At 44.5% G+C, this 25,191-nt stretch carries 23 protein-coding genes and 1 pseudogene; 8 read left to right on the top strand and 16 right to left on the bottom strand.

Annotated features, from left to right (window positions below; all coding sequences use genetic code 11):
• Window positions 1-2 precede the first annotated feature (2 nt).
• From phoU to J7I83_RS13550, 9 genes are all read right to left on the bottom strand, one after another.
• Window positions 3-662, bottom strand: coding sequence for a phosphate signaling complex protein PhoU (gene phoU / locus J7I83_RS13590; protein ID WP_215101601.1), 660 nt, complete (start codon window positions 660-662; stop codon window positions 3-5).
• 18 nt (window positions 663-680) lie between these two features.
• The gene (gene pstB / locus J7I83_RS13585) at window positions 681-1,493 is read right to left on the bottom strand and encodes a phosphate ABC transporter ATP-binding protein PstB (RefSeq protein ID WP_215101599.1); all 813 of its coding nucleotides are present in this window, start codon (window positions 1,491-1,493) and stop codon (window positions 681-683) included.
• A gap of 28 nt (window positions 1,494-1,521) precedes the next feature.
• Window positions 1,522-2,400, bottom strand: a complete 879-nt coding sequence (pstA, locus tag J7I83_RS13580) for a phosphate ABC transporter permease PstA (RefSeq protein ID WP_215101597.1) — start codon at window positions 2,398-2,400, stop codon at window positions 1,522-1,524.
• Between the two features lies 1 nt (window position 2,401).
• Complete coding sequence (gene pstC / locus J7I83_RS13575; protein ID WP_215101595.1) at window positions 2,402-3,328, bottom strand: phosphate ABC transporter permease subunit PstC; 927 nt, start codon at window positions 3,326-3,328, stop codon at window positions 2,402-2,404.
• 73 nt (window positions 3,329-3,401) lie between these two features.
• Window positions 3,402-4,376 (bottom strand): PstS family phosphate ABC transporter substrate-binding protein, encoded by a 975-nt coding sequence (locus tag J7I83_RS13570; RefSeq protein ID WP_215101593.1) that lies wholly within the window; start codon window positions 4,374-4,376, stop codon window positions 3,402-3,404.
• A gap of 168 nt (window positions 4,377-4,544) precedes the next feature.
• Complete coding sequence (locus J7I83_RS13565) at window positions 4,545-6,722, bottom strand: peptidoglycan D,D-transpeptidase FtsI family protein (protein WP_215101591.1); 2,178 nt, start codon at window positions 6,720-6,722, stop codon at window positions 4,545-4,547.
• A gap of 111 nt (window positions 6,723-6,833) precedes the next feature.
• On the bottom strand, window positions 6,834-7,442 hold the full coding sequence (locus J7I83_RS13560) for a superoxide dismutase (RefSeq protein ID WP_215101589.1): 609 nt from the start codon (window positions 7,440-7,442) through the stop codon (window positions 6,834-6,836).
• 154 nt (window positions 7,443-7,596) lie between these two features.
• Window positions 7,597-8,076: a DUF456 domain-containing protein gene (locus J7I83_RS13555; protein WP_215101587.1), complete on the bottom strand. Its 480-nt coding sequence runs from the start codon at window positions 8,074-8,076 to the stop codon at window positions 7,597-7,599.
• A gap of 275 nt (window positions 8,077-8,351) precedes the next feature.
• Window positions 8,352-9,983 carry a Na/Pi cotransporter family protein gene (locus J7I83_RS13550; protein WP_215101585.1) on the bottom strand — a complete coding sequence of 544 codons (1,632 nt, stop codon included), beginning with the start codon at window positions 9,981-9,983 and terminating at the stop codon, window positions 8,352-8,354.
• A gap of 162 nt (window positions 9,984-10,145) precedes the next feature.
• On the opposite strand from J7I83_RS13550, the gene J7I83_RS13545 reads away from it, so the two are divergent.
• From J7I83_RS13545 to J7I83_RS13535, 3 genes are all read left to right on the top strand, one after another.
• A complete protein-coding gene (locus J7I83_RS13545; protein WP_251047652.1) occupies window positions 10,146-10,664 on the top strand; it encodes a DUF1189 family protein in 519 nt (172 codons plus the stop codon).
• Between the two features lie 187 nt (window positions 10,665-10,851).
• Window positions 10,852-11,973 (top strand): flavodoxin-dependent (E)-4-hydroxy-3-methylbut-2-enyl-diphosphate synthase, encoded by a 1,122-nt coding sequence (ispG, locus tag J7I83_RS13540; RefSeq protein ID WP_285228703.1) that lies wholly within the window; start codon window positions 10,852-10,854, stop codon window positions 11,971-11,973.
• A gap of 12 nt (window positions 11,974-11,985) precedes the next feature.
• Window positions 11,986-12,576 carry a hypothetical protein gene (locus tag J7I83_RS13535; RefSeq protein WP_215101580.1) on the top strand — a complete coding sequence of 197 codons (591 nt, stop codon included), beginning with the start codon at window positions 11,986-11,988 and terminating at the stop codon, window positions 12,574-12,576.
• Window positions 12,577-12,624: 48 nt separating this feature from the next.
• Here the strand turns inward: J7I83_RS13535 and J7I83_RS13530 are convergent, their stop codons facing one another.
• The 5 genes from J7I83_RS13530 to J7I83_RS13510 all read right to left on the bottom strand — a co-directional run bounded on the left by J7I83_RS13530 (window position 12,625) and on the right by J7I83_RS13510 (window position 17,131).
• The gene (locus tag J7I83_RS13530) at window positions 12,625-13,035 is read right to left on the bottom strand and encodes a Fur family transcriptional regulator (protein WP_215101578.1); all 411 of its coding nucleotides are present in this window, start codon (window positions 13,033-13,035) and stop codon (window positions 12,625-12,627) included.
• Window positions 13,032-13,886 (bottom strand): metal ABC transporter permease, encoded by an 855-nt coding sequence (locus J7I83_RS13525; protein WP_215101577.1) that lies wholly within the window; start codon window positions 13,884-13,886, stop codon window positions 13,032-13,034. Before J7I83_RS13525 ends, J7I83_RS13530 begins: the two co-directional genes overlap by 4 nt.
• Window positions 13,883-14,650 carry a metal ABC transporter ATP-binding protein gene (locus tag J7I83_RS13520; protein WP_215101575.1) on the bottom strand — a complete coding sequence of 256 codons (768 nt, stop codon included), beginning with the start codon at window positions 14,648-14,650 and terminating at the stop codon, window positions 13,883-13,885. The genes J7I83_RS13525 and J7I83_RS13520 overlap by 4 nt, the downstream gene beginning before the upstream one ends.
• Window positions 14,651-14,929: 279 nt before the next feature.
• Window positions 14,930-15,823 (bottom strand): deoxyribonuclease IV, encoded by an 894-nt coding sequence (locus J7I83_RS13515; protein ID WP_215101573.1) that lies wholly within the window; start codon window positions 15,821-15,823, stop codon window positions 14,930-14,932.
• Window positions 15,824-15,835: 12 nt separating this feature from the next.
• Entirely contained in the window at window positions 15,836-17,131 is a 1,296-nt protein-coding gene (locus J7I83_RS13510; protein ID WP_215101571.1) for a DEAD/DEAH box helicase, read from the bottom strand.
• A gap of 130 nt (window positions 17,132-17,261) precedes the next feature.
• On the opposite strand from J7I83_RS13510, the gene J7I83_RS13505 reads away from it, so the two are divergent.
• Window positions 17,262-18,242, top strand: coding sequence for a 4-hydroxy-3-methylbut-2-enyl diphosphate reductase (locus J7I83_RS13505; RefSeq protein ID WP_215101569.1), 981 nt, complete (start codon window positions 17,262-17,264; stop codon window positions 18,240-18,242).
• 147 nt (window positions 18,243-18,389) lie between these two features.
• Here J7I83_RS13505 and J7I83_RS13500 read toward each other — a convergent pair.
• Together J7I83_RS13500 and J7I83_RS13495 are read right to left on the bottom strand one after the other, a co-directional pair.
• A pseudogene (locus J7I83_RS13500) lies at window positions 18,390-18,581 on the bottom strand (hypothetical protein); the annotation flags it as partial.
• Between the two features lie 118 nt (window positions 18,582-18,699).
• The gene (locus J7I83_RS13495) at window positions 18,700-19,605 is read right to left on the bottom strand and encodes a F510_1955 family glycosylhydrolase (RefSeq protein WP_215101567.1); all 906 of its coding nucleotides are present in this window, start codon (window positions 19,603-19,605) and stop codon (window positions 18,700-18,702) included.
• 818 nt (window positions 19,606-20,423) lie between these two features.
• Here J7I83_RS13495 and J7I83_RS13490 point away from each other — a divergent pair.
• The 4 genes from J7I83_RS13490 (at window position 20,424) to J7I83_RS13475 (ending at window position 25,066) form a co-directional block, all read left to right on the top strand.
• Window positions 20,424-21,875 carry a UDP-N-acetylmuramoyl-L-alanyl-D-glutamate--2,6-diaminopimelate ligase gene (locus tag J7I83_RS13490; protein ID WP_215101565.1) on the top strand — a complete coding sequence of 484 codons (1,452 nt, stop codon included), beginning with the start codon at window positions 20,424-20,426 and terminating at the stop codon, window positions 21,873-21,875.
• Between the two features lie 15 nt (window positions 21,876-21,890).
• Window positions 21,891-22,292: a D-alanyl-D-alanine carboxypeptidase gene (locus J7I83_RS18150; RefSeq protein ID WP_215101780.1), complete on the top strand. Its 402-nt coding sequence runs from the start codon at window positions 21,891-21,893 to the stop codon at window positions 22,290-22,292.
• Between the two features lie 614 nt (window positions 22,293-22,906).
• Window positions 22,907-24,346 carry an MATE family efflux transporter gene (locus tag J7I83_RS13480; protein ID WP_215101563.1) on the top strand — a complete coding sequence of 480 codons (1,440 nt, stop codon included), beginning with the start codon at window positions 22,907-22,909 and terminating at the stop codon, window positions 24,344-24,346.
• A 24-nt stretch (window positions 24,347-24,370) separates the two neighbouring features.
• Window positions 24,371-25,066, top strand: coding sequence for a hypothetical protein (locus tag J7I83_RS13475; protein WP_215101561.1), 696 nt, complete (start codon window positions 24,371-24,373; stop codon window positions 25,064-25,066).
• Window positions 25,067-25,191 lie beyond the last annotated feature (125 nt).

Genomic DNA, 25,191 nt, shown 5'->3' with positions numbered 1-25,191 from the left:
TGCTATCTATTCAAATCGTAATGCTGGCCTCTTACTAAGTAAAACAATTGTTCAGCGATGTTGGTAGCGTGGTCCGCAGAGCGTTCCATATAGCGGCTGATAAACGCCAATTGAGTAATCTGGCTGAGCCTGTCCGGATTTTCTCCGCCCGCTTGCATCAGCCTGCGGATCACATCACCGTATAATTCATCCACTTGGTCATCCAGTTCGGCAATCTCTTTCGCTTTGACGACGTCTTCTTCGACAAACGCATCGATGACCTGACGCAGCATGGCAACAGCGAGTTTCTGCATCTGCTGGATCTGCGTGATTTGCGGCAGCAGCTCCTGGTTGCCGATGCGGATGGTTTCTTTAGCGATATTGACCGCGTAGTCTCCTACACGTTCCATATCTGACGCCACTTTAATCGTAACAACCAAACGTCTCAAATCCGTAGCAACCGGAGATTGTTTGGCGATCAACAAGATCACCCGGTCATTGATAAACTCCTCCAGCTGATTGATATCTTTATCGCCTTCGATCACTTCAAGTGCTGCATCGACGTCCTGATTGATCAATGCTTCCATCGATTTATTCAAGGCATTAACTGCCATCGTACTCAAATCGATCAATTGTTCTTGTGCAGAATTCAGTTCAAACTCAAATTTTTCGCGTAAGGACAAAAGTTCCGCCTCCTTCCATCAACCGAATCGGCCTGAAATATAATCTTCCGTCCGTTTGTCGGAAGGGTTTGAAAAAATGGTATCGGTGTAATCAAACTCAATCACTTCGCCGTTCAAGAAAAACGCAGTCTTATCTGATATCCGAGCTGCCTGTTGCATATTATGCGTTACGATGATGATGCTGTAGTCCTTTTTCAGTTCCTGGACCAATTCTTCCACTTTCAATGTCGAAATGGGATCCAGTGCCGATGTTGGCTCATCCATCAGGATGACATCAGGTTCAATCGCCAGTGCACGCGCGATACAGATCCGCTGCTGCTGGCCTCCGGAAATGCTGTAGGCATTTTCATTCAGGCGGTCTTTAACTTCTTCCCAAATGGCTGCTCCACGTAAACTTTTTTCAACGATTTCATCCAGGATTTTCTTCTTCTTGATGCCGTGGATACGCGGGCCATAGGCCACATTGTCATAAATGGATTTTGGAAATGGATTCGGTTTTTGGAAAACCATGCCGACACGAGTCCGAAGCTCTTCCACACCATAGTCATTGTCGAAAATATTGCGTCCGCGGTACAGGATTTCACCGGATGTTTTTACTGACGGCACCAATTCGACCATACGGTTCAAGGTCTTGATGAATGTTGATTTCCCACATCCGGAAGGTCCGATAATGGCCGTGACTTCATTTTCCATGATTTCCAGGTCAATATTTTTTAACGCATGGTTGCTGCCATACCAAAGATTGAGCTGTTTGGTTTCATAAACCGCTTTTTTCCCCGTTTGGTCTGCTTCCGTCCCAGATGCTGACTTATTTGTAATAATAGTTGTCATTTGTAGAACCCCTTCCACATAATTTGCATTAATAGCGTTTATCGAATTTGTTGCGGATGATTACAGCGATCGAATTCATGGAAAGCAAAACTGCCATCAAAACGATGATTCCTGCTGCTGCGACCGCTTGGAATTCCTGCTGTGGCCTGCTTGACCAATCATAGATTTGCATAGGCAAGGCCGTGAATGTGTCCATGACGCCTTCCGGCAAAAACTGAATGATGACCGGCACACCAATGACGATCAATGGCGCTGTCTCCCCGATGGCACGTGACAGAGCCAGAATGCTTCCCGTCAAGATTCCCGGAATGGCCGCTGGTAAGATGATATTGACGATGGTCTGCCATTTAGTGGCGCCCATCCCGTAGGAAGCATCGCGAAGTTCACCTGGAACTGCACGGATCGCTTCCTGTGCCGCAACAATGATGACTGGCAGGATCAATAAACTCATTGTGAATCCTGCAGCTAAAATACTGTTTCCCAATGCCATTGCACGAACAAATATTGTCAATCCAAGCAAGCCAAACACAACTGATGGAACGCCTGCCAGGTTTGAGATATTCATTCGGATAAAACTGGTGATGCGGTTTTGCTTTGCGTATTCTTCCAGATAAATTGCCGATCCGACACCTAAAATAATCGAAGTCGGTGCGACGACCATCATCAGCCATAACGAACCGACCAGCGCCGCTTTGATGCCGGCCTGATCCGGGAAGCGTGATGCGAAGTTGGTCAGGAAATCAATCGATAAATTTCCGGCTCCCTGCGATACGATCCGGTAAAGCAAAATGACCAATGCCAATAATGCCAGTAGCGTAGCAGCAAGGAAGATATATTTGAAGATGGCGTTGGCAATCAATCTGCCATTCATCCGTTTGACTACTGTTTGTTGTTCGATATATCTCATATTAGTATTCCTCCCTGAAACGTTTCGAGACGTAGCTGGCAAGGATGTTCATGGCCATGGTGAAGAGGAAAAGCGTGAATCCTACCGCGTATATGGAATAGTAGATTGTCGTTCCGTATCCGGCGTCCCCTTTTGATACCTGGACAATATAAGCTGTCATGGTCTGGATCGAACCGGTAAAATCTCCATCGAATCTTGGTGTCGAGCCTGCAGCAAGCGACACGATCATGGTTTCGCCGATTGCTCTGGATATTGCCAGGACTATCGAAGCCACAATTCCCGAAAGTGCGGCTGGTATGGTAATTTTCCAAGCCACTTCAAACTTTGTCGAACCCATCGCCAAAGCCCCTTCGCGTATACTTTTCGGCACAGAAGACATGGCGTCTTCCGACAAGGAGGCAATCATTGGAATGATCATGATGCCGACGACTATTCCGGGAGAAATCGCGTTAAAGATTTTGATTTCCGGAAATACTGCCTGAAGCACCGGTGTAACGAATGTCAATGCGAAGAAACCATAGACGATTGTCGGAACACCAGCCAAGACTTCAAGAACCGGCTTTATAACACGCCGTACATTCTCGCTGGCGTATTCACTCAAATAAATCGCTGCTGAAATGCCGATCGGCACAGCTACGATAATCGCAATTACTGTTATTTTCAGCGTACCGATGATCAAAGGCCAAATGCCGAACTGGGCTTCGTTATTGGAAAATGGCAGCCAGGTTGTGCCTGTAATAAAATCAAAAAATGGTACGCGTGTAAAGAATGTGATGGTTTCAAAAATCAATGTCAAGACAATCCCGATGGATGTCAAAACTGAAACAGAAGCGATCAAAAATAAAATGATTGGAATGATTTTTTCGATCACTTTCTTGTTCCTTTTGCCTCTCGACTGCGCGATCATTTCCTGCACAGATGGTCGCATATAGAATCCCCTTTCAACCGCAAAAGGTGAGCAGTGGCTGCTCACCCTGAGACTGGAATAGACTGTTAGTTGTTTATTCTTTTAAAGCTTCAAGATCTGCTAAGCCAGCTTCATAATCTTCTTCATTCAATGCCACATACCCAACTGCTTCTGCCATAGCTCCGGCGTTTTCAATTGTGTATTGCATGAAATCATATGCTGCTTCATTTTCGCTAATTGCTGAGTTTTTCGCATAAACGAATAGTGGACGTGATAATGGTGAATACTCACCAGACTCGATTGTCTCGTCACTCGGCTCAATTCCTTCGATTGGAACTAATTTCAATGTATCCTGGTTTGCTATAAAGTACGCGTAACCGAAGAATCCGATTGAGTTCGGGCTGCCTTGAACTCCCTGCACCAAAGTATTGTCATCTTCTGAAAGAGTCGCCGAGCTTTCAATATCTTCTTCTTCAAGAATCACTTCGTTAAAGTAATCGTAAGTTCCTGAAGCAGTTCCTGGTGCATAGAAGACAATTTCTTCTTCTGGCCATTCAGGATCGATGTCCGACCACATTTTCGTTGTGCCATCTTCCACCCATAGTTTCTTCAGTTGTTCGACTGTAAGATTATCTACAAAGTCGTTTTCCTGGTTAACTACAACTGACAGGCCGTCATAAGCCAATAGGAATTCTGTATACTCGATTCCGGCTTCTTCAAGCGCGGCAGCTTCTTCTTCTTTTATAGGACGTGAAGCGTTAGAGAAATCTGTTTCGCCTTGGATGAACTTTTCAAATCCGCCACCCGTGCCTGAAACACCTACTGTAACTTGAACATCCGGCTGAGCTCCGGCGTATTCTTCAACGATGCCTTCTAAGATCGGCGCTACGGTAGAAGATCCGTCACCTATTACGGATCCTTCAACAACTGCTTCTTCTCCAGCCGTATCTGAACCTGTTTCTTCTGTTTCTGAACCGGTATCGCCAGACTCTTCCGTGCCGCCACATGCACCAAGAATTAAAGCCGAACCAAGAATAGTAGATGCCATTGCGAATTTCCAATTTCTCATTGCATTGTTTCCCCCTAAAGTTTATGTTTGTTTACCTTTTCTACTATAAAGAGAGTTTGTTGAGGACATATAAAGGCAATGTTAAGAAATTGTAAATCGGTTGCTTTCCATAAGAAAAAAGCCCCAAGATATGATTCTCACAATGAGAACTTTATCTAGGGCTCGGGTCTATTCGCCTTCTACAATAACAGAATCGCTATAGGGCGCTTTAATTAAATTCGATGCTGCCTCGGACTCTTTGTTTTTCAATTCAAAGTATTTGTCAGCTGCCGCACGGGCGATTTCGTTATTGGCTTTTGGAACATTTTCGGGATCGGTCGTGACATATGGAATTACCACTGCATAAGCAATTTCAGGATTTTCATAAGGTGCGTAGCCCACATGCGCAATATTGATGGCATATGTACCGTTCATTTTATGGTCTTTTTCGTAAAAATAAACTTCCGCAGTTCCGGTTTTCCCGGCAGCAGTGTAAGGTGTATCACTGAACTGGGCACGCGCCGATCCGGAACTTCCGATATACACATTGCGCATCCCGGTCTGGACTTGGTCAATTTCTTCCTGTGAATTGTTGATCCGGTTTAGGATTTTGGGCTCAACAATGGTTTCAATCGGCCCAAGTGTCTCTCCGTCCCTGGAAGCTTCACGAATCTCTTTAACAACATGAGGCTCCATCCGGTATCCGTCATTAGCAATCGTTGAAATGTACTGTACCAGCTGCAGAGGCGTATACGTATCAAACTGGCCGATGGATAAATCGAGAAGTTTGGCTCCTGGAGATGTTCCGCCCAGATAACCTGTCGCTTCATTTGGCAAATCGATGCCTGTTTTCACTCCTAAGCCAAACTGTGCGAATGAATTCCGCATGACAGCAAAACTTTCCGGAGCTATATACAATCCTCGGTTGTATTGATATTCCGCGCCTGCAATCTTCATGGCAATCTTAAACATATAGACGTTGGAGGAGCGCTCTATAGCCATGATATCCGACATTGGAATGCGGTTGAATAATTGCGTATTGAAAATGGAGTTCTTTTGGGCAGTGCCGGCAAATTTTAAGGGTTCATCTATTTGCACTTCATCCAACTCGACTGCGTCCTCGGAATAACCAGTCAACAAGGTTGCACCTTTAATGGTAGAACCCATTTCATGAGAGGCCGTAAATGTGCCGAATGCATAATCATTGATGACCTGTTTGCCGTCTTCATCTTTGCCCAGACGCTTTCCTACCATAGAAAGAACTTCGCCAGTCTGAGGATCCATCATGACCAGGTAGGCATCTTTAACAAGTTTCGAGCTCGGACCGGCTTTCAGCTGCAGCAACTTATCTTCCACGATTTTTTCCAATTCACTCTGCAATTCGCTGTCGATTGAAAGAACCAGATCTTTTCCGGCTTTTCCTTCATCTACCGGAATGGTCTCTATGACACTTCCTTTGCCATCGGTGACATTTTTGACGACCGATTTTTGGCCCTGCAGCACTTCTTCGTATTGCTGTTCCAAAAAGCTGGTTCCGACACGGTCATTGCGTGAGTAGTCGCGCGCCAGGTAATAATCAAGTTTGTTGGCAGGGATTCCGGTTTCCGGCGTCGTCGTCCTTCCTAATATCGTCAAATCGCTCGATTTGACCCGTTTCCAGTCCGTCACCGTATTGACGCCTTTAAGATTCGGATCAGTCAGGCGTTCTGAAACGCGTGCGAACTCTTCGTCCGTCACGTCCTCATTTTTGATCATTTGAGGAGCCAATGCATAACCGGAAGTCATTTCGCGGTAGATGGCCAAAACCTCCAGGTCTTCAGCACTCAGGCTGTCCAGTTCTTCATCCGTGATCTTTTCTCTGACCAACGCATCAAGCTTGCGCTGCTTTTCGGTTTCGGTGATGTCTTCCGCAGCGATTGCGGCTTTTTCTTTATCCGTCACTTTCTTGCTGGCGCTTTCGGTATTTAATTGTATATAGAAATCCTGTTTATCCCGGAGCGTCACTTTGTCATCGTCTTTTTCGATCAATTTGGCCAATTCCTTTGCCACGGTCATCATTTCTTCTCTTTTGGTCGTCTGCATTGCGGTATAGGTAATGGCGTTAACCGGCGTATTGCCGACTTGAACCCGCCCTTCGCTGTCAAAGATGCGCCCTCTTGGCACACTGGTATTGACGGGGACTTCTTCTGTTCTGGCAATAGCACGCGCATAGTCTTCGCCTTTGACGATCTGAAGAAACCCTAAACGGAGAATCAGTACGGAAAATAAGAGGAAAATGGTGAAAAAGAGGATATTCATCCGAAAGACAGTGTTAGATTGCAGTTTCACTCGTGCAAGCGAAACGCGTCTTTTTTGAGGCGGTTTCATGAGGTGGTTGCTCCTTTCGCAAAAATATCCACTTACCAGTATATCATCACATAAAAAAAACACACACTTTTTCAGACGAAAAAGTGTGTGTAAAGTTTCAATTGTCGGCAATTATTTTGCTGTTTCGTAACGGTTTGAAGCTTCTTCCCAATTTACAACGTTCCAGAATGCATTGATGTAATCCGGACGTTTGTTTTGGTATTTCAAGTAGTAAGCATGCTCCCATACGTCAAGTCCAAGCAATGGTGTTTTGCCTTCCATCAATGGAGAGTCCTGGTTAGGAGTCGACATGATTTCTAGCTCTCCGTTTGAAAGAACAAGCCAAGCCCAGCCAGATCCAAAACGTGTTTTGCCGGCAGCAGCGAATTTCTCTTTGAATTCGTCAAAGCTTCCGAATTTGCTGTTGATTGCTTCGCCTAGAGCGCCCGTTGGGTTGCCGCCGCCGCTCGGAGATAAAAGTTTCCAGAACAACGAGTGGTTCGCGTGTCCGCCACCATTGTTGCGGACTGCAGTACGTGCAGATTCAGGAACTGCATCCAGATCAGCAATAAGTTCTTCCACTGATTTTGAAGCTAAGTCATCGTGGCCTTCTAAAGCCGCATTTACGTTTGTAATGTACGTGTTATGGTGTTTTGTGTGGTGAATATTCATCGTTTCTTTGTCGATGTGTGGTTCAAGTGCGTCATACGCGTAAGGTAATTCCGGTAATTCATATGCCATAATTAAATTCCTCCTTGAGTCTATTGGTCTACCTTCTTAGCCTATCAAAATTTCTAGACCTGTACAAACATAATGCACGGCAAATCCTTTTATTCAGACCTTTGACTGATTTATCCTGATTTAACAGCACGTGGAACCTTGCCGAAAAACTGGCCTAGATTGTAAAAAAGAAGATGGAAACCATAACGACCTGAATAATTCCTTTTGTGACGACGGAAGTGATAAATCCGACTACCGATCCGATGCCCGACAGGAACGACTTTTTCAGGGACGATTTATTAACAAGGATTTCCGCAATGATTGCGCCAAGGAAAGGGCCGATCAAAATACCGATAATCGGAATGATAAACGGACCGATGATCAGTCCAATCGTACTGCCCCAAAGTCCGGCTCTCGAACCTCCGAATTTTTTGACGCCAAAAGCGTTGGCAATGGCATCCGCGCCAAACAACAAAATCACGAACAAGCTTTGGATCGCCCAAAACCACCAGGGCAAATCGCTGAAGCTGAAAAACAGCCCATACATGATAAAGCCACCAAAGACAAACAGGACTGCGGGAATGATCGGGTAAATCAAGCCGATAAAACCGATTACGAAACATAGCAGGATAACAATCCAGCCGACAATTTCCATCTGTAACCCTCCCTATAAAAAAAGCTCTCTTCTATCGTGCCCTACATTTTTTAAAATGTAAAGCAGGATGAAAGAGAGGCTATTTTGTGTTTTGAGTTCTGCCATTTCAGGTTATTTCCGCTTCCGCTTTCGGCTGCTTCCGCTTTTCTTTGTCCAGACTTCAGCGCCTAGAACCTCGGGGTCTTAAGTCCCTTTGCCTGTGCGGCACAAAACGCCAATTCGGCAAACCGCCTTAAGCCTGTCGGTTCTATACAGGCGCTTTCGTTTTTCTTTTTTTAAGCGCGGTTGCCTAGGATTGCTTCTGCAATATTTACTGAATGGTCACCAACTCGTTCCAGGTTGCTGACAATGTCGACAAAAACGATTCCGGCTTGTGCCGTACATAAGCCATCATTTAAGCGCAAAATATGTTTTTTGCGGAATTTACGTTCCATCTTATCGATCAGGTCTTCCTGTTCTGCGACTTCACGAGCCAGCTCATGGCTTGTCGTATTCAACGCATTAAGTGCTTTTTCAACTGTAGCAATGGTTAAAGTGAACATCTCCGTTAAATCTTCCATTGCATCCGCTGTAATTTTCACTTTGTTGTTTTCCTGGTAATCGACCAGTTCAATGATGTTTTCAAAATGGTCTCCAATCCGCTCGATATCGCGAACTGTCTCCATTAGCATTGTATGGCGAGTCGAGTCGGCTGCTGAAATAGATTCTGCTGAAATCAAAACCAGATAGTCTGTAATCTTGCTGTCCAGGTTATTGATGGCATCTTCCAGCTGGTAACCCATTTCTGCATGCTTTTTGCTCTTCGTCATCAAATATGAATAGGTTTCCTGCAGCCCTTGGACCGAATAAGCGCCCATGCGCAGGATTTCCTCTTTTGCCTGTCCAAGCGCAATCGAAGGAGATTGCTCGATAAAGTGGATATCGAGATGCTTTGGTTTAAATTCTACCAGGACTTCCTCGCCCGGAATGGCTTTTGTCACCAAGTATGCCCAGGCACCTATTAATGGAAATTGAATAATTGTATTCGCTACGTTAAATGAACCATGCGCAAAAGCAATCTGCATTCTCGGTTCTAATGCCAGTACACCGGAGATCCATTCTACGTAAGCAGTAAAAGGAACCAGCAAAATCAAGAAGATGACCGACCCTAGAATATTGAACAGCACGTGTACTGCTGCAGCACGGCGGGCCGCGATGGAAGTGCCCAATGCCGCAAGAACCGCTGTGATGGTCGTTCCGATATTGTCTCCGAACAGGACCGGCAGAGATGCTCCAAGCGTCAGGATTTCTTCATCGTAAAGACCTTGGAGAATGGCTACCGTCCCACTCGAACTCTGCACAATCAACGTAAAGACCGTTCCAACGGCAACTCCCAGAACCGGAAATTCACTCAAATTGATTGTCATGTCGATAAAGGCCGGCAATTCACGAAGCGGCTTCATGCCCCCGCTCATCAATTCCATGCCGTAGAACAGACCGCCAAAACCAAAAATGACCTGCCCGATGTTTTGAATCTGATTTTTCTTGACAAAGAAAATCATTGCGGCTCCAACTGCCATGATCGGCAAAGCATAAGCCCCTACATCCAGCCCAATGATAAAGGCGGTCACCGTGGTTCCAATGTTCGCTCCCATGATGACACCAATCGCTTGTCTCAATGTCATAAATCCGGCACTTACCAAACCAACGACGATCACGGTAGTACCTGAACTTGATTGTATTAAGATAGTAACGATAATCCCGACCAACACACCCATGAATGGATTGGTTGTAAAGCGGTCGAGGATGTCGCGAAGTTTATCGCCCGCAGCTTTTTGCAAAGCGTCACCCATAAACTTAATTGAGAATAAGAAAATCCCTAATCCACCGAAGAAGGAAAAGAGGATTTCTTGCCAGTTCATTTCCACGATACTTATTCAACTCCTAAATTTTCATATTCACACCCATCCTATTATGAATAGTTTAATAAGAATTTGTAAACACCTTTATTTAAAATTTACATTCCCGTAACAAAGCAGCGTTTTTTTCTCCTGCCGGCATGTTACGATTATTATATAGATGAAAGGAAGATGATCTTGAATATATACCAATTATTCAAAGCGAGTTTAATGGAACCTAAAAAGCAGGCTGCCGTCCGTATTATGACTATCGGTAAGATCATGCAGTTTATCTTCCTCTTTGTGGGTCTTTTGACAATTGTCTCTTTTATCGAATGGATTTACGGTTTAGGCGATTCCACGGGCAGTATGGCTGGACTCATGGAGTTTGTGGAGGAAATTGAATGGCTGCTGTATCCATTCGCTTTGGTTTTTTTGTTTGTCTCCACTACGCTTTATCATTTTATCAAAATCAGTTTGTTTGCCTCGATTGCCTTAGTGATTTTGAATGCCAGAAAGCGCCGAGGTGAATACCGCCATCTATGGAGGACCACTGCTCTCAGTGTCACAGTTCCGACATTATTGGCATTTATATTGAGCTTTTTCGATTTGGGCTTGTACGTCTCTTTGGCCACCAGCCTGTTGACTCTTCTCTATTTGTATTTAGCGATCGGCTACTACCCCAAAAAACCACCGCTTCAAAAGAAATAATCCGAAGGTAAATTTTATGTAAAGTAAGCCAGTATTCAGCCGTCTTTCTTGTCTTTTCAAGCGCTACACTGCTAAAATGGCTATAGGTAATGGAATTGAGCCGACAACTTTCGGGAGACCGGCAATTGTTGGACAAAGATAGGTGAGCCGATAGATTAGGCCATCATTAAAAAGGAGAGATTTTTTCATGAGCGAAATGACACACCGTTCAAAGACACGCCCTGTGAAAGTCGGAGATTTGACGATCGGCGGCAGTAATGAATTATTTATACAAAGTATGGCAACCACCAAAACCCATGACGTGGAAGCCACGGTTGCTGAAATTTTACGCTTGGAAGAAGCAGGTTGCCAAATCGTCCGTGTAGCCTGTCCCGATGAACGCGCTGCCTATTCGATTGGCGCCATCAAAGAGCGCATCAACATTCCATTAGTAGTGGATATTCATTTTGATTATAAATTAGCTTTGATAGCCATCGAACAGGGTGCAGATAAAATCCGCATCAACCCGGGCAACATCGGACGCCGCGAAAAAGTGGAAGCTGTTGTCAATGCCGCAAAAGCTAAAGGCATTCCTATTCGCATCGGTGTCAACGCCGGTTCGCTTGAACGCAAAATTCTGGAAAAATACGGCTACCCGACTGCTGAAGGTATGGTCGAAAGTGCCCTTCACCACATTAAGATCCTCGAAGACCTGGATTTCCATGACATCATCGTTTCATTGAAAGCATCGGATGTCAGCCTGGCTGTTGAAGCATATGAATTGGCGTCAAAAGCATTCGATTATCCATTGCATCTTGGTATCACGGAATCCGGCACTCTGTTTTCCGGCACTGTAAAAAGCGCAGCTGGCCTTGGCGCATTATTCGCCAAAGGCATCGGCAACACGCTTCGTGTATCGCTGAGTGCCGATCCTGTCGAGGAAGTCAAAGTGGCACGTGAAATGCTGAAGATCTTCGGCCTTTCCTCAAATGCGGCAACCTTGATTTCATGCCCGACATGTGGACGCATTGAAATCGACTTGATCACCATCGCCAATGAAGTGGAAGAATACATCTCCCACATCAAAGCACCTTTGAAAGTGGCTGTACTGGGCTGCGCAGTAAACGGACCCGGTGAAGCCCGTGAAGCCGATATCGGCATCGCGGGTGCACGCGGAGAAGGCTTGCTGTTCATGAACGGCAAAACTGTCCGTAAAGTTCCCGAGGCAACAATGGTTGATGAATTGAAAATTGAAATCGATAAATTAGCGGAACAATATTTCGCGAAGCAAGCCGCAGAGAAAAAAGAAATGGAACAACAACAAGCATAAGGTTGTGAGCAAATGAGATACCGTTTTGGCATTGATATTGATGGAACAGTGACTTCGCCATCGTCATTGATTTCTCATATAAACGAAAAGTTTAAGAGTGAATTGACATTGGACGATATCAAGGAATATGATTTGACCGCCGCCCTTCCCCATTTGGCTCAAGGTGAATTCTATTCCTGGTTTCGGGATTCCGAGCCGCAGATCTACGCGGCTTCTCCGGTTTCTGAAAATGCCAAGAAGATCCTGAACAATTGGAAAGACCAATACGAACTGTATTACATTTCTGCCAGAGGCGACAATGTCCGTGACATCACTTTCGATTGGTTTGCAGAACACGCCATCGCCTATGACCACATTGAATTGATCGGTTCGCACAAGAAAATCGAAACAGCAAAACGCCACAATGTCCATTTGTTCTTCGAGGATAAACACGATAATGCCGTGGAAATCGCTGAAGAGCTGGACATACCCGTGGTACTGTTCGATACACCTTATAACCGGCAGCCGATTCCTAACAATGTTATACGCGTCTATGATTGGCTCGAAGCGAATGAATGGGTGCACAATGAATTCAGCATCCAAAAGACATTGAGCGGTAAATAATTGTTCTAAACAAATAAAAGCGAGAGTGGGGTTTTCCCACTCTCGCTTTTATTTGCATTCGGGACATTTCCCGTATATTTCAAACTTATGGTTGGCAATCTCATATGCAGGCAACGCGGCTCCCAACATATCCATTGGACAGACCGGAATTTCCTTTATTTTGCCGCAGTCCATACAGATGAAATGATGATGATGATGGTCGCTTTCGCATTGCATCCGGAAATGCCGCTCACCCGATAACTCCGTTTCCTCCAGAATGCCGAGCGATACGAAAGTCGCCAGATTCCGGTACACCGTGTCATAGCTCATGCTTGGATAATCCTTCTGCATGACATCCAACAAATCCCTAGCCGTCAAATAGCGTTCGTCATTGGCAAACAGTTCCAAAATCTGGTTGCGCTTTGAGGTTTCTTTAAAGCCATTGTCTTTCAGGATATTCCATGCATTGGTTAAATTCATGCGATCGCTCCTTTTTTAAGTGAAACCATGATTTTTTTATAAATGATGACCAAGAGCAACAGGAAGATGGACGTAACCACAATTGTGCCACCCGGCGCCAAATCAAAATAAAAAGCGGTGACAAGCCCTGTGATGACGGAAATTTCACCAAAGACGATAGACAGAATGATGGTCTGCTTAAAGCTTTTCGTGACACGCATAGCAGTAGCAACCGGAATCGTCATTAGTGACGATACCAGTAGAATACCGACGATGCGCATGGATCCGGCAATGACCAAAGCGGTAATGATCATGAACATGAAGTGGATCCACTTCGCAGGCAGGCCGGATGCTCTCGCGTACTCATCGTCAAAAGACAAAACGAATAATTCCTTAAAGAAGAAATAGATGAATGCCAGCACTACGACTGCGATTCCTGCCACAATCAGCAGGTCTTCCCTGCTGACAGCTGAAACAGATCCAAACAAATAGCCGAACAAGTCATTGGAAAATCCCTGCGCCAGAGAAATGAAAATAGCGCCAAAACCGATCCCCGCTGACAAAATGATCGGGATAGCCAGTTCCTCGTAATGCTTGTAGAGGCTTCTCAAACGTTCAATCAGCACCGAACCGGCAACGGAGGCCGCAATACCCAGGAACAAAGGGTTCAAGAGCGCCAACGAAGCAACGCTCTGGCTCAAATACAAACTTCCAGCGATTCCGGCAAGCGTGACATGGCTCAAGGCATCCGCAATGAGAGAAAGCCTGCGGACGACGATAAATACACCAAGCAGCGGCGCGATGATTCCGATGATCAAGCCGGCCGCAAAGGCATTCTGTAAAAATTCATAGGATAATATAGCTTCAATCATGCGTGGCTTCCTCCGATATGGTGAATTTTTCGGACAGAATGGCCATACCACGCTTCGCGCTGCTCATCGCTCATTGTGTGAAGCTGCTCTTTGAATCCGTGGAAGTGGATCGTCTGGTTTAAACAGGCCACATGCGTGATACGGTCTGTCACGGTATCGACATCATGGGTCACCAGCACCAATGTAATATTCTTGTCGCGGTTCAGGGAGGCCAGCATGTCATAGAAAGCCTGGACATTCTGATGGTCCACACCGACAGTCGGTTCATCCAGAATCAGGATCTTTGGTTTTGCCACCAATGCCCGTGCGATGAAAATCCGCTGTTGTTGGCCGCCCGACAGCTCGCTGACGCTTCGGCCCATGAAGTCCTGCATGCCGACCGCTTCCAGCGCTTCCGCCACTTGTTGGTGAGCAGATTTCGGCAAACGATGGAACAACCCGGTTTTCTTGGCCAGACCGCCTGCCACCACTTCCTCTACAGTCGCCGGGAACCCTGAATTGAACGAATTGGACTTCTGCGATACATAGCCGATCCATTCACGGTTCTTGAAATTCTTCGCATCCACACCAAAAAGTTCGATCTTTCCTTTGCTTGGTTTTATAAGCCCCAGCATGATTTTCAGCAAAGTCGATTTTCCAGAGCCGTTCGGACCTAAAATCGCCAAAAAATCGCCTTCCTCCACTTTCATGGAAATGTTATGGAGCGCTTTTGTCTGCTCATATTCAAAACTGATGTCTTTAATGTCAATTAATGGCGCAACCATAGTGTCGCCTCTTTTCTAATAATAATGATTACGATTTACCTTAAAAAAGTATAGTAGAGTTTACCGGTAATGTAAATAGATTGAGCTTAAATAACTTCACAGTTTGCCGTGATTATTCTGTGATCAATACAATAAAAGATATAAGAAGTCACGGCACCAGCTGCCGGGAGCGCCGCCTTCCGCTCCTTTCTATAGATGTTCTTCGCTTGCTGATAAATGAAAAATAAGAAGCTGAAGACAGTTCCCTTAAAAAATGGGTCTGCCTTCAGCTTCTGAACTCTATAGTGGAGATTTCAATTCTTCGATGGCGCCTGGCGAAAAAATGCCCGCTTTGAACATTTCGATTTCAAATGCATAAGGCGGCTTTTTGTTTTTAGCATCCAGTCCGACATAAGGCGTCTCGAGGATTTTTGGTACGTGCATAAGATCCGGGTGATGGACAACTCCATTCAAGGCATCAAAGCCGATTTCACCAAAGCCGATGTTTTCGTGGCGGTCTTTGCCCGCTCCGCGAACATTTTTGCTGTCATTGATGTGCAGCACCTGGAGGCGATCGATGCCGACAATGCGGTCGAACTCTTCCAGGACTCCATTAAAATCTTCTTTGATGTTGTAGCCCGCATCATGCGTGTGGCAAGTATCAAAGCATACCGAGAGGCGCTCGTTGTGGGTCACGCCATTGATGATCGCGGCGATTTCTTCAAAACTGCGCCCGCATTCCGTACCTTTACCTGCCATGGTCTCCAGTGCGATATTGACCGGATAATCCTGGGTCAATACTTCATTCAGGCCTTCGATGATTTTGGCGATTCCCGCATCCGCTCCAGCTCCGACATGGGCGCCGGGATGCAGAACGATTTGCTTTGCACCCAGTGCCGCTGTCCGCTCGATTTCCTTTTGAAGAAATTCCACGCCATGTGCGAAAGTTTCAGGTTTTTGGGTATTGCCTAAATTGATGATATACGGCGCATGGACGACAATATTCGTTAAGTTATTGGCCGCCATATGGGCAAGCCCAGCGTCAATATTCAAGTCTTCGATTGGTTTGCGGCGTGTATTCTGAGGAGCGCCCGTATAAATCATGAAAGTCGACGCTCCGTAAGAGGCGGCTTCTTCGCTTGCTGCAAGCAGCATCCCTTTGCCGCTCATTGATACGTGAGATCCTAATAACATGAAACTATCTCCTTACTTTTTGCGATTTTTGCGGCGTTCCGCTTTTTTGATTTCGTCCATTTTCCACTTCATCTTCTTCTTGTACATCGGTCTTACGGCTTTTGGTTTATGGACCATCGTTTTCGCTTTTGCATCCGCTTCATTCGTCGGTCTGGTACGGGTTGTACGTTTATGGCGCTCTTTCAAATCGACGAACTCGCCTTTGACGATATCTTTTTGCTGGAAAGGAATGCCCATTTTTTCAATCCGGACAATGGCGTCGTCGTCTTCCGGCTTGAATAATGTGATGGCTACTCCTTTCATTCCTGCGCGAGCCGTACGGCCAACACGGTGAATAAAGAACTCCAGGTCTTCCGGCAATTCATAGTTGATGACGTGGCTGACGCCCTGGATATCAATGCCGCGCGCAGCAAGATCTGTCGCTACGATGTATTGATACTCCAAGTCGCGGATCTGACGCATCATTTTAACGCGTTCACGCGGTGCCAAGTCGCCATGGACACGGCCGACACGGATGCCTTCTCTCGCCAATTGGTCAGCAACATAATCGGCGTTGGTGCGGGTATTGACGAAAATGATTGCCAAATAAGGATTGATGACTTTCATGACATCCTGCAGGCGCTCCATTTTCTTTTTGCTGCGAACAGGCACTAAATAGAAATCTAGGCCATCTGCTGTCGGACGTTTGTCGCCGATTTTCACATGAACCGGTGATTCCATGTATTTTTTCAGGAACGGTTTTAACTTTTCAGGAATTGTTGCTGAAAAGACATACATCTCCAGATTGTCCTGCATCTTGCCGGCTACCTGATCGATTTCTTCGATAAAGCCAAGGTCAAAAGCCAAATCGGCTTCATCCACTACAAGAATTTTTCCGGTGTGTACTAATAGGGCGTTTTCTTTGACCAGGTCTTTCAGGCGCCCAGGTGTGCCAATGACGATATGCGGCTGTGTTTTCAATTTGTTGATTGAACGTTGCTTGTCTGTTCCACCGATAAACGATTTCACTTCAATGCCGGATCCGACAACCAGTTTCTGCAACTCATTGTAGATCTGCGTTCCAAGTTCACGCGTCGGTGCTGCGATTACCGCCTGCACTTCCTGTTTGCTGACGTCGATGCGTTCTACGATTGGGATAATGAAACTATGCGTTTTTCCAGTCCCTGTATGGGATTGGCCAATGGCACTAGAACCTTTCAATATATGGGGCATCATTTCCTTTTGAATCGGCGTCGGTTCTGTAAAACCGAGTTTTTCTACCGCTTCCAATAGGAAGGGTTTGAATGGGTATTCGTTGAATTTTGTCATGGGATTAAATTCCCTCCTTAAGCTCTAAATATTATAGCATAAAATAGCAGCTTTACGCGATGCAACTTTTGTAAAGCAGTGCCATCTCCGTTATAATAAATGTATGATTTTGAAAGGAGCGCGGTACTTGATGAAGGTTATGAAAATATCGCCAAGAGGATATTGCTACGGAGTGGTGGATGCCATGGTCATCGCAAAGAACGCTGCGATGGACGAAAGTTTGCCACGCCCCATTTATATACTAGGAATGATCGTCCACAATAAACATGTAACAGACGCGTTCGAACATGATGGCATCATAACATTGGATGGCAGCAACCGTCTGGAAATCCTGGAAAAAGTGGAAACCGGCACGGTGATTTTCACTGCCCATGGTGTCTCACCGCAAGTCCGCGAGCTGGCGAAGCGCAAAGGCCTCGTATCGATTGATGCGACGTGCCCTGATGTCACCGTGACGCATGACTTGATTCGCGAAAAAACAGCAGATGGCTATCAGATCGTCTATATCGGAAAAAGCGGACATCCAGAGCCGGAGGGCGCAATCGGCGTCGCACCGGACATGGTCCATTTGGTGGAAACCGTTGAAGACGTCAACCGCCTGGAACTGGATTCCGAGAAGATCATTGTTACCAACCAAACCACAATGAGCCAATGGGATGTTGTGGACATGATGAAACGCCTGAAAGAAAAATTCCCGCACTCTGAAGTCCATAAGGAAATTTGCCTGGCTACCCAGGTGCGTCAGGAAGCAGTGGCGCAGCAGGCCGGCGAAGCCGATTTATTGATTGTCATCGGCGATCCGATGAGCAATAACTCAAACCGCTTGGCACAGGTGTCCCAGGACATCGCCGGCACGCCGGCCTACCGCATTTCCGATTTGTCCGAATTGAAGTTGGAATGGCTGGAAGGCGTTGAAACAGTCGGCATTACAGCTGGTGCTTCCACACCGACGCCGATCGTCAAAGAAGTGATGAAGTTCCTGGATCTTTTTGATCCGGCTGACCCAAGCACACATGAACTGACACGGTCTGTGCCACTCAACAAGATCTTACCGAAAATCAAGCACCCGAAACCATCGGATCGCATCGAGCCGTATCCGGTAGGGGAATAAAAAGAAGGCTGCCCCAAAAGTTAGTTTCCTGACTTTTGGCGGCAGCCTTTTTTTATGTCCTGTATGATCGAATTGAGAAATTCTCCATTTGATAAACATCTTCGAATGGTCTTTCTTTCCTACGCTTCTTAAAAAACAGGCTAGCTTTTATAGAACTCGTATCGAAACTCTTCCTAAGCACGGCGCTAAAATGCCTGCAGCAAGCGAGATGGCGAAAATATTGTATCCGGTTGCCCACCATAAATTTTGAACCGTTTTTCGGCAAGTCTTTTTCGACAGATCAATTAACGCCACTACGTCATTCGGGTTGCTCTTCACAAGAACGACATCTGCCGTTTCCTGGACTGTCGGTCGCAATAAATTCTTTCTCGTTCCATCTCTCTTCGACTATTTGTCCTTCTTGTGGAACTTCACCAAAGTCGGTATGTTCCAAAACTTCCTTCATTTCCGGTTTTCTTTAATCGTTTTCCCCATCTTGCAGCAACGTTTCCCAGGTCTGTGAACCGTCTTCCGATAAGTACGCCTGACCCTGCAATGTATAGATAGCCAGCTCCAACTCATCATTCGGGTTTTGTGCGATAAAAGCGATGGCATCTTCCGAAAGATCCGGTATATTCAGCATCTCCAGCTCTTCATTTTCAACAGTATACTTCATTAAAGCCGCAGTTGTTCCGAAGCTTCCAAAATACAAGTGGTCTTCAGTGAAATGCACCGCTGTTCCTGTTTCAGTTTCCGCTGTAACCACCTCGAATGTTTCTCCGGCATCACGGGAGAAATAAACACCTGAAGAAGTAGCTGCAGCGACCAAGTTCGAATCTGTCGGGTGTAGGGCTAGCGCAGACACTTCTCCTTTTAATCCTGAAGCCTGAGCTGGCTCCCACGATTCTCCTTCATCATTGCTTTTATGAAATCCAGCTGCCAGCAAGGAATTTTTTGTTGGATTGAACAAGAAAATTTCATGACTAGTGTAGCCTACAGCCATGGCATGAAAATCCGTTTCCCCTTGAAATGCAACCTCTTCCAAGGTTTCTCCGCCATCTGCACTCCGCTGAATTCCAAGCGGATTGGGTAGATTTGAATCTGCACTTGGGTGTCCAGAAGAATAGAAGCCCTTACCCACTGCATTAAAGCCCATATAATCGTAAAAATTATCAGCGGTTTCATACCATTCGCTATCGCGGTAAATTTTCAACCCGATATGTGAAGCAAAATACAAGCTGTCCCCATTTCCCGGATAGCCCATTCCGTGCACATGGCTTAACTCCCCTTTAAACGGTACTTCGAATGATCCTGTTGTATTATTACTGCACCCTGCTAGCAAGGTCATTGATAGAAGTGCATTCACCATTATTCTCTTCTTCATCTTTATGTCCTCCAAGTTTATCGATTTCCTGAAATTCTTTATATGAATAAACATACTTATACAGTCTAATGGAAAAGTTTCAACTTTTTGTGCATAAACACCCGATTAACAAGAAGAATGACATCTTTTCTGCACAGCAAAGATAAACTGAGTGAAAGATGAAGAGAAAGATGGATTTAATATGACAAAAGGATATCTTTGACGAGGAGCTGCATATGGACAAGTGGTTCTGATGAAGACATGAATATGGATTATTCAGGATCAAGCGCAGTGCCTGAGGGATCACATGGAAGGAATGGATGACCAAATGTGGTAATCAACTCGGCCGCAGAAACGACTGTTTATATAATTGATTATACAGCCTCCATAAGAAAAGCAGTAACAAACCATATGCGGGTAACAGAAAATGAAATCACTGCTGATTAACTTCTATATATTTAATTAGGGTTATTTGAGGAAAAAGCTATCTAGGCGCAGATAGCTTTTTCCTTTTGTGATAGTAATAGTTTTATTTACTGAATCTAAGTATCTGACTCTTTTACTCATTCCAGTTGCCTAAGGGTTCCACCCTGATCTTTTTTATGACGTATAAAACCTAAGTTCAATCGAGCAACAGAAGTTTTGTGTAAAAATTCATCTGCGAAGACTATAAAAAGCTCTTTTGTTATTGTTGGTACAGAAAAATGATTTTTACATTTTCATTTCATGCAGGTCATTTTCTTTACACTTCTTCCCTGCTTCCAAAACTGCATACTTTCTCAATACTATTCGGTTAATATAAGTCGATTATAAAGAAGGCATCGGAGAGGTTTGAAAAAATGAAATTAAGTTATTTACTACATGGTCTTGAACTAAAATCTCAATTCAACCAATTGACTTCAGACGTAAACATACAAGGGATTTCAGATAACTCGCAAAACATCAGTGAGGGAGATTTATTTGTTGCCGTTAAAGGTTTTGAGAAAGACGGCCACGACTTCCTTGATCTTGCAATAAAAAAAGGTGCTGTGGCGGTAGTAGGAGAACAGCCCATTACCAACTTACCTGTACCTTATTTACTAGTTGAAAGCAGCCGTAAGTCCCTTGGAATAATTGCTAGAAACTTTTATGGCAATCCAGCGAAACACAAAACAGTTATCGGAATTACAGGAACTAACGGCAAGACAACGACATGTTACATGTTAAAACATATGTTGGAAAGCAACGGGAAAACTTGTTCAGTATTTGGCACCCTGCAAAATATTGTTAATGGTGAAAGAATTCAAAGCGCACATACAACGCCCAACCCGCTTGTTTTACATAAACTTTTGTCCATGAGCAAGGATGATGTCATCATTATGGAAGTTTCATCCCACGCATTAAGCCAGCATCGGATAGAAGGCATTGAATTTGACTATTGTTTATTTTCTAATCTACACCCTGAACATCTGGATTATCATTCCACTATAGAAGAATACTTCTCCATCAAATTGCTGTTGTTTAACCAGTTGAAAATCCACGGTAAAGCTATTGTGAATAAGGATAACCCCTGGGGTATGAAACTAACAAAGATTTTACGGAACAGAGGAAAAACCGTTTACACGATCGGCGAGTCCGAAGAAAATCACCTTCGGATTTCGAGTTTGCATTCACAAAAATCCAGCGCCTTGATTGAGGAGGACAACGAATACCGAACTATCCATTCTCCTATGAACGGAATACACAACGTTTATAACACCTTGATGGCTTACATGACTTCAAAGTTAGTCGGGATTAATCCGAATGATATTCTTAAATCAACCGGTGAATTTAAAGGTGTTGAAGGACGGTTTGAAGCCTATCCACTACTGAATGGTGCTACGGTTATCGTTGACTACGCGCATACACCTGACGCTATTTCCTATTGCTTAACGACAGCAAAACAGCAGGGCGCCAAAAGAATAATTCATATTTTCGGGTTTCGGGGAGACAGAGACTCCAGTAAAAGACAGACAATGCTTTCGTTAACAACCGATTTAAGCGACAAGTACGTTTTAACATTGGATGACTTAAATTCCGTTTCCTCTGATGAAATGATAAAAACGCTAAGCAATTTACAGGATACCTACGGAAGTGAAAAGGGAAGCATTATTCCTGACCGCACTCTGGCCATTAAGTATGCTATAGAAGACAGCCAGTCAGGCGACTGGATTGTGATTACCGGCAAAGGACACGAGAAGTATCGGCAAAACTTCAAGTTACCGACTGCCTCGGACCGGGAAACCATTAATTTTATAACGAAGCTGAAATAAAAATCACTCAGGAGTATTTATGAAAAATTAAGTATTGTTTCAACTATTTTAATTATTAACAACATATTTATCATTTCTACAGTTTTCAGTAAAACTGTTGCCCCCTCCCTGCCTAGCCTATTCAGTGAAGCAGCTATTATTTTAGAGGCAACTACTGGAAAAGTCTTCTACCAAAAGAACACACGGTCTCAGGTGTATCCTGCCAGTGCAAAAAAAATCGCCACAGCAATTTTTGCCATTGAAAGCGTAAATTTTAATGATGTTGTCACAGTCACCCAAAAGGAAAAAGTCGACAACTTGCCAGTTACTTTAATATCTTCACGCTTGGGTGGAAACTTCCGATTCTTTATTTTTCCGCCTTGTTCTTTTTTCTCCCTCAGCAACCTCCCGTATGGAATCTTTCATCTTGCCTATTAAGAACAGTTTGCGAAAGTGAAAACTTCCTTTTTAAACATCGATGACAATCTTTTCCGGAATCCTCTTTATAGATCCTACTAAATTCACTTGTTAAAGTTGTAGAACTTTCAACTTTGTACAGTCCCAGTTTGTCAAAAGTAAATCTGCATTTTCTATGGAGTTTGTAAAGGGTGTTTAAGGGTAGAAGTTTATATAGCACCAAGTAAATAACCATACGGAAAGATGTTTTATTAAGTTATTGCCATCTACAGATACCGGGTTACTCACGTCTCACCTAGAATCACATGATGGGCTCATTTCAACAGTTAAAAGAAGCAACTAAGTTCTTAAAAGAAAATGAAACCAAAGTCAGCCCTTTCAGCAATCCGGAAGAGCCACAAAAAGCGTTAGAGCATTTTAGACAGCTGAGAAATGAATAGTTGCCTGTAAAGAATCAACTCATTAGTCTCTGTTTTGTAGAGACGAAGCCGTGAATCTTTATAAAACTCAGCTAAAGACCCGGATAGAAAGTTATGTATTGAAACATTGCATAATAAAGTTCTCAACAATTGGAACATGGCACACTTTATGTGTACTTTTGTTTTGTGAGGGAGGGTTCTAGAAAGGAGTAACTGATGAAAGAGAATATATTGATCGACCAACCTCTTCAACCGAAGACAGATAGAGATCGGTTGAAGATTATAATTGTATTAGCCATACCCGCAGTAATAGAGAACTTTTTTCAGACTCTGCTGGGTTTTGTGGATACTTATTTTGTTTCTCAAATTAGCTTGGCAGCCGTTTCAGCAGTTGGGATCACGAACGCTGTCCTCGCCATTTACTTTGCCCTGTTTATGGCGATCGGGGTTGCAGCCAATGTCCGAATTGCTAACTTCCTGGGCGCAAACCAGCCCGAGAAGGCAAGGCACATCTCCCAGCAATCCATTATTCTGGCAATCCTTTTCGGGATTCTCACCGGCGTGGCTACATGGTTCTTTGCAGAACCACTGTTACGGCTAATGGGCATTGAAGAAGAAGTCCTGGAATTGGGATCATTGTATTTACGGATTGTAGGGATTCCTTCTGTCATCATGTCTTTAATGTTTGTAATGAGTGCGATTCTAAGAGGAGCCGGTGACACCAAAACGCCGATGATGATAAGTATAGTCATCAACGGCATCAATGCTGTACTTGATTATGTTTTGATATTCGGTTTTTTGTTTATTCCGGAACTTGGAATTGTCGGCGCTGCCATAGCCACTGTGGTTTCCCGTTTAATAGGCAGCTTAGCCCTTTTCTACTACGTCAACAAAGAAAAAGTACTGGCATTCAGAAAAGAATACTGGCAACTGGATAAGGGGCACTTAATGGAACTTTCCACACTTGGTGCACCCGCAGCCGGAGAACGCTTGGTCATGCGGGCCGGCCAAATAGTCTATTTCGGGTTCGTGGTAGCCCTTGGAACCAATGCCTTTGCGGCTCACCAGATTGCCGGTAATGTTGAAGTGTTTTCCTACATGATTGGGTATGGCTTTGCTACCGCAGCAACAATCCTGGTAGGTCAACAGATTGGCGCCGGAAACTTGGCAGAAGCCAGAAAGTATGCAAAACTTTCCACCCAATTAACCGTAGTGTTCATGACGCTTTTGGGAGCAGTCTTGTTCTTCTTTGGAGACTGGGCCGCCTCATTCTTTACCGAAGACCCGGAAGTAATCAGTGATATTGGGACTGCATTGAAAATTTCAGGCGTTTTCCAACCTTTTCTTGCTGTGTTAATGGTTCTGACCGGAGCATTTCAAGGGGCGAACAACACAAAATTCCCTATGTATTTGACCGCTTTTGGCATGTGGGCTATCCGTACACTGCTCGTATACCTGTTAGGAATACAGTTGGGATGGGGGTTGGCCGGCGTCTGGATTGCAATTGGCATAGACATCACGTTTCGCGCAATGGTTTTAGTGATTCAATTTCGACGCGATAAATGGATGGCGCTCGAGAAAGCGCCAGAACCAGAAGCTCAGTGTCATCCGCAAACAAACAAAGAAAACATGTCGACAAATGCCAACAACTACTAATAGCCAACAAGGAGGCAATTTATTATGAAACATGATCAACATCACCATCACGAAATGGATGAAAAACTTCCTAAGGTTCAAGTAAATACTGCTTATAATTCCGGAATTGTGACAATTGAAGTTCGGGATACTCACAATAATGCAGTAACATTAACAGAAACTCACGAAAAAAGAATGCACCTGGTTATTGTCAGTGCGGATTTAGAGACTTTCTTACATGTCCATCCCGTTGAGAACGACTCAGGAGATTATGAAGTGGAGTTGGAACTGCCATCGGGGCGCTACCTTGCTTTTGCTGACATTAATCCTGCCGGGATGACTTATGTCATCGAGCCAATAATGATAACCGTCGGCGAAGGGGCTGAGACACCTGAAACGAATTGGGATTCGCTTGTTAAAAACGAAAGTTCAACAAAAGAATTCGCAGGGAAAACAGTCACGTTTCAACATCCCGAATTGATTGCCGGAAAATCCGCTACTTTATCTTTTGATTTACACGATGATACCCCTTTGCCTTACTTGGGAGCATTGGGACATGTAGTTGTACTGGATGAGCAAGGAACACGCTTTATCCATGTTCATCCAATATCAAATGACCAAACCGTATTTGAAGCTCAGTTTCCATCCCCAGGGTTTTACAAACTATGGGCTGAATTTAAATTCGCTGATACCGGCGTTCTCAATTTTCCTTTTGTCGTAAAAGTTGCTGAAAGTAATTAACTTAGAAGAAAGTAGATGATAAACACAAAAAGCGAAGTCCATACTGAAGTAAAGAAAAGTAATGCAGAATGATTACACATTTCATGGTATTTATACCGGATCCTGCGCTCCAGGCGGACGCTTTC

It is taken from the genome of Planococcus sp. ISL-110 (genome assembly GCF_018613575.1).
Lineage (GTDB): Bacteria > Bacillota > Bacilli > Bacillales_A > Planococcaceae > Planococcus.
This window is presented reverse-complemented; position numbering and strand designations above follow the sequence as displayed.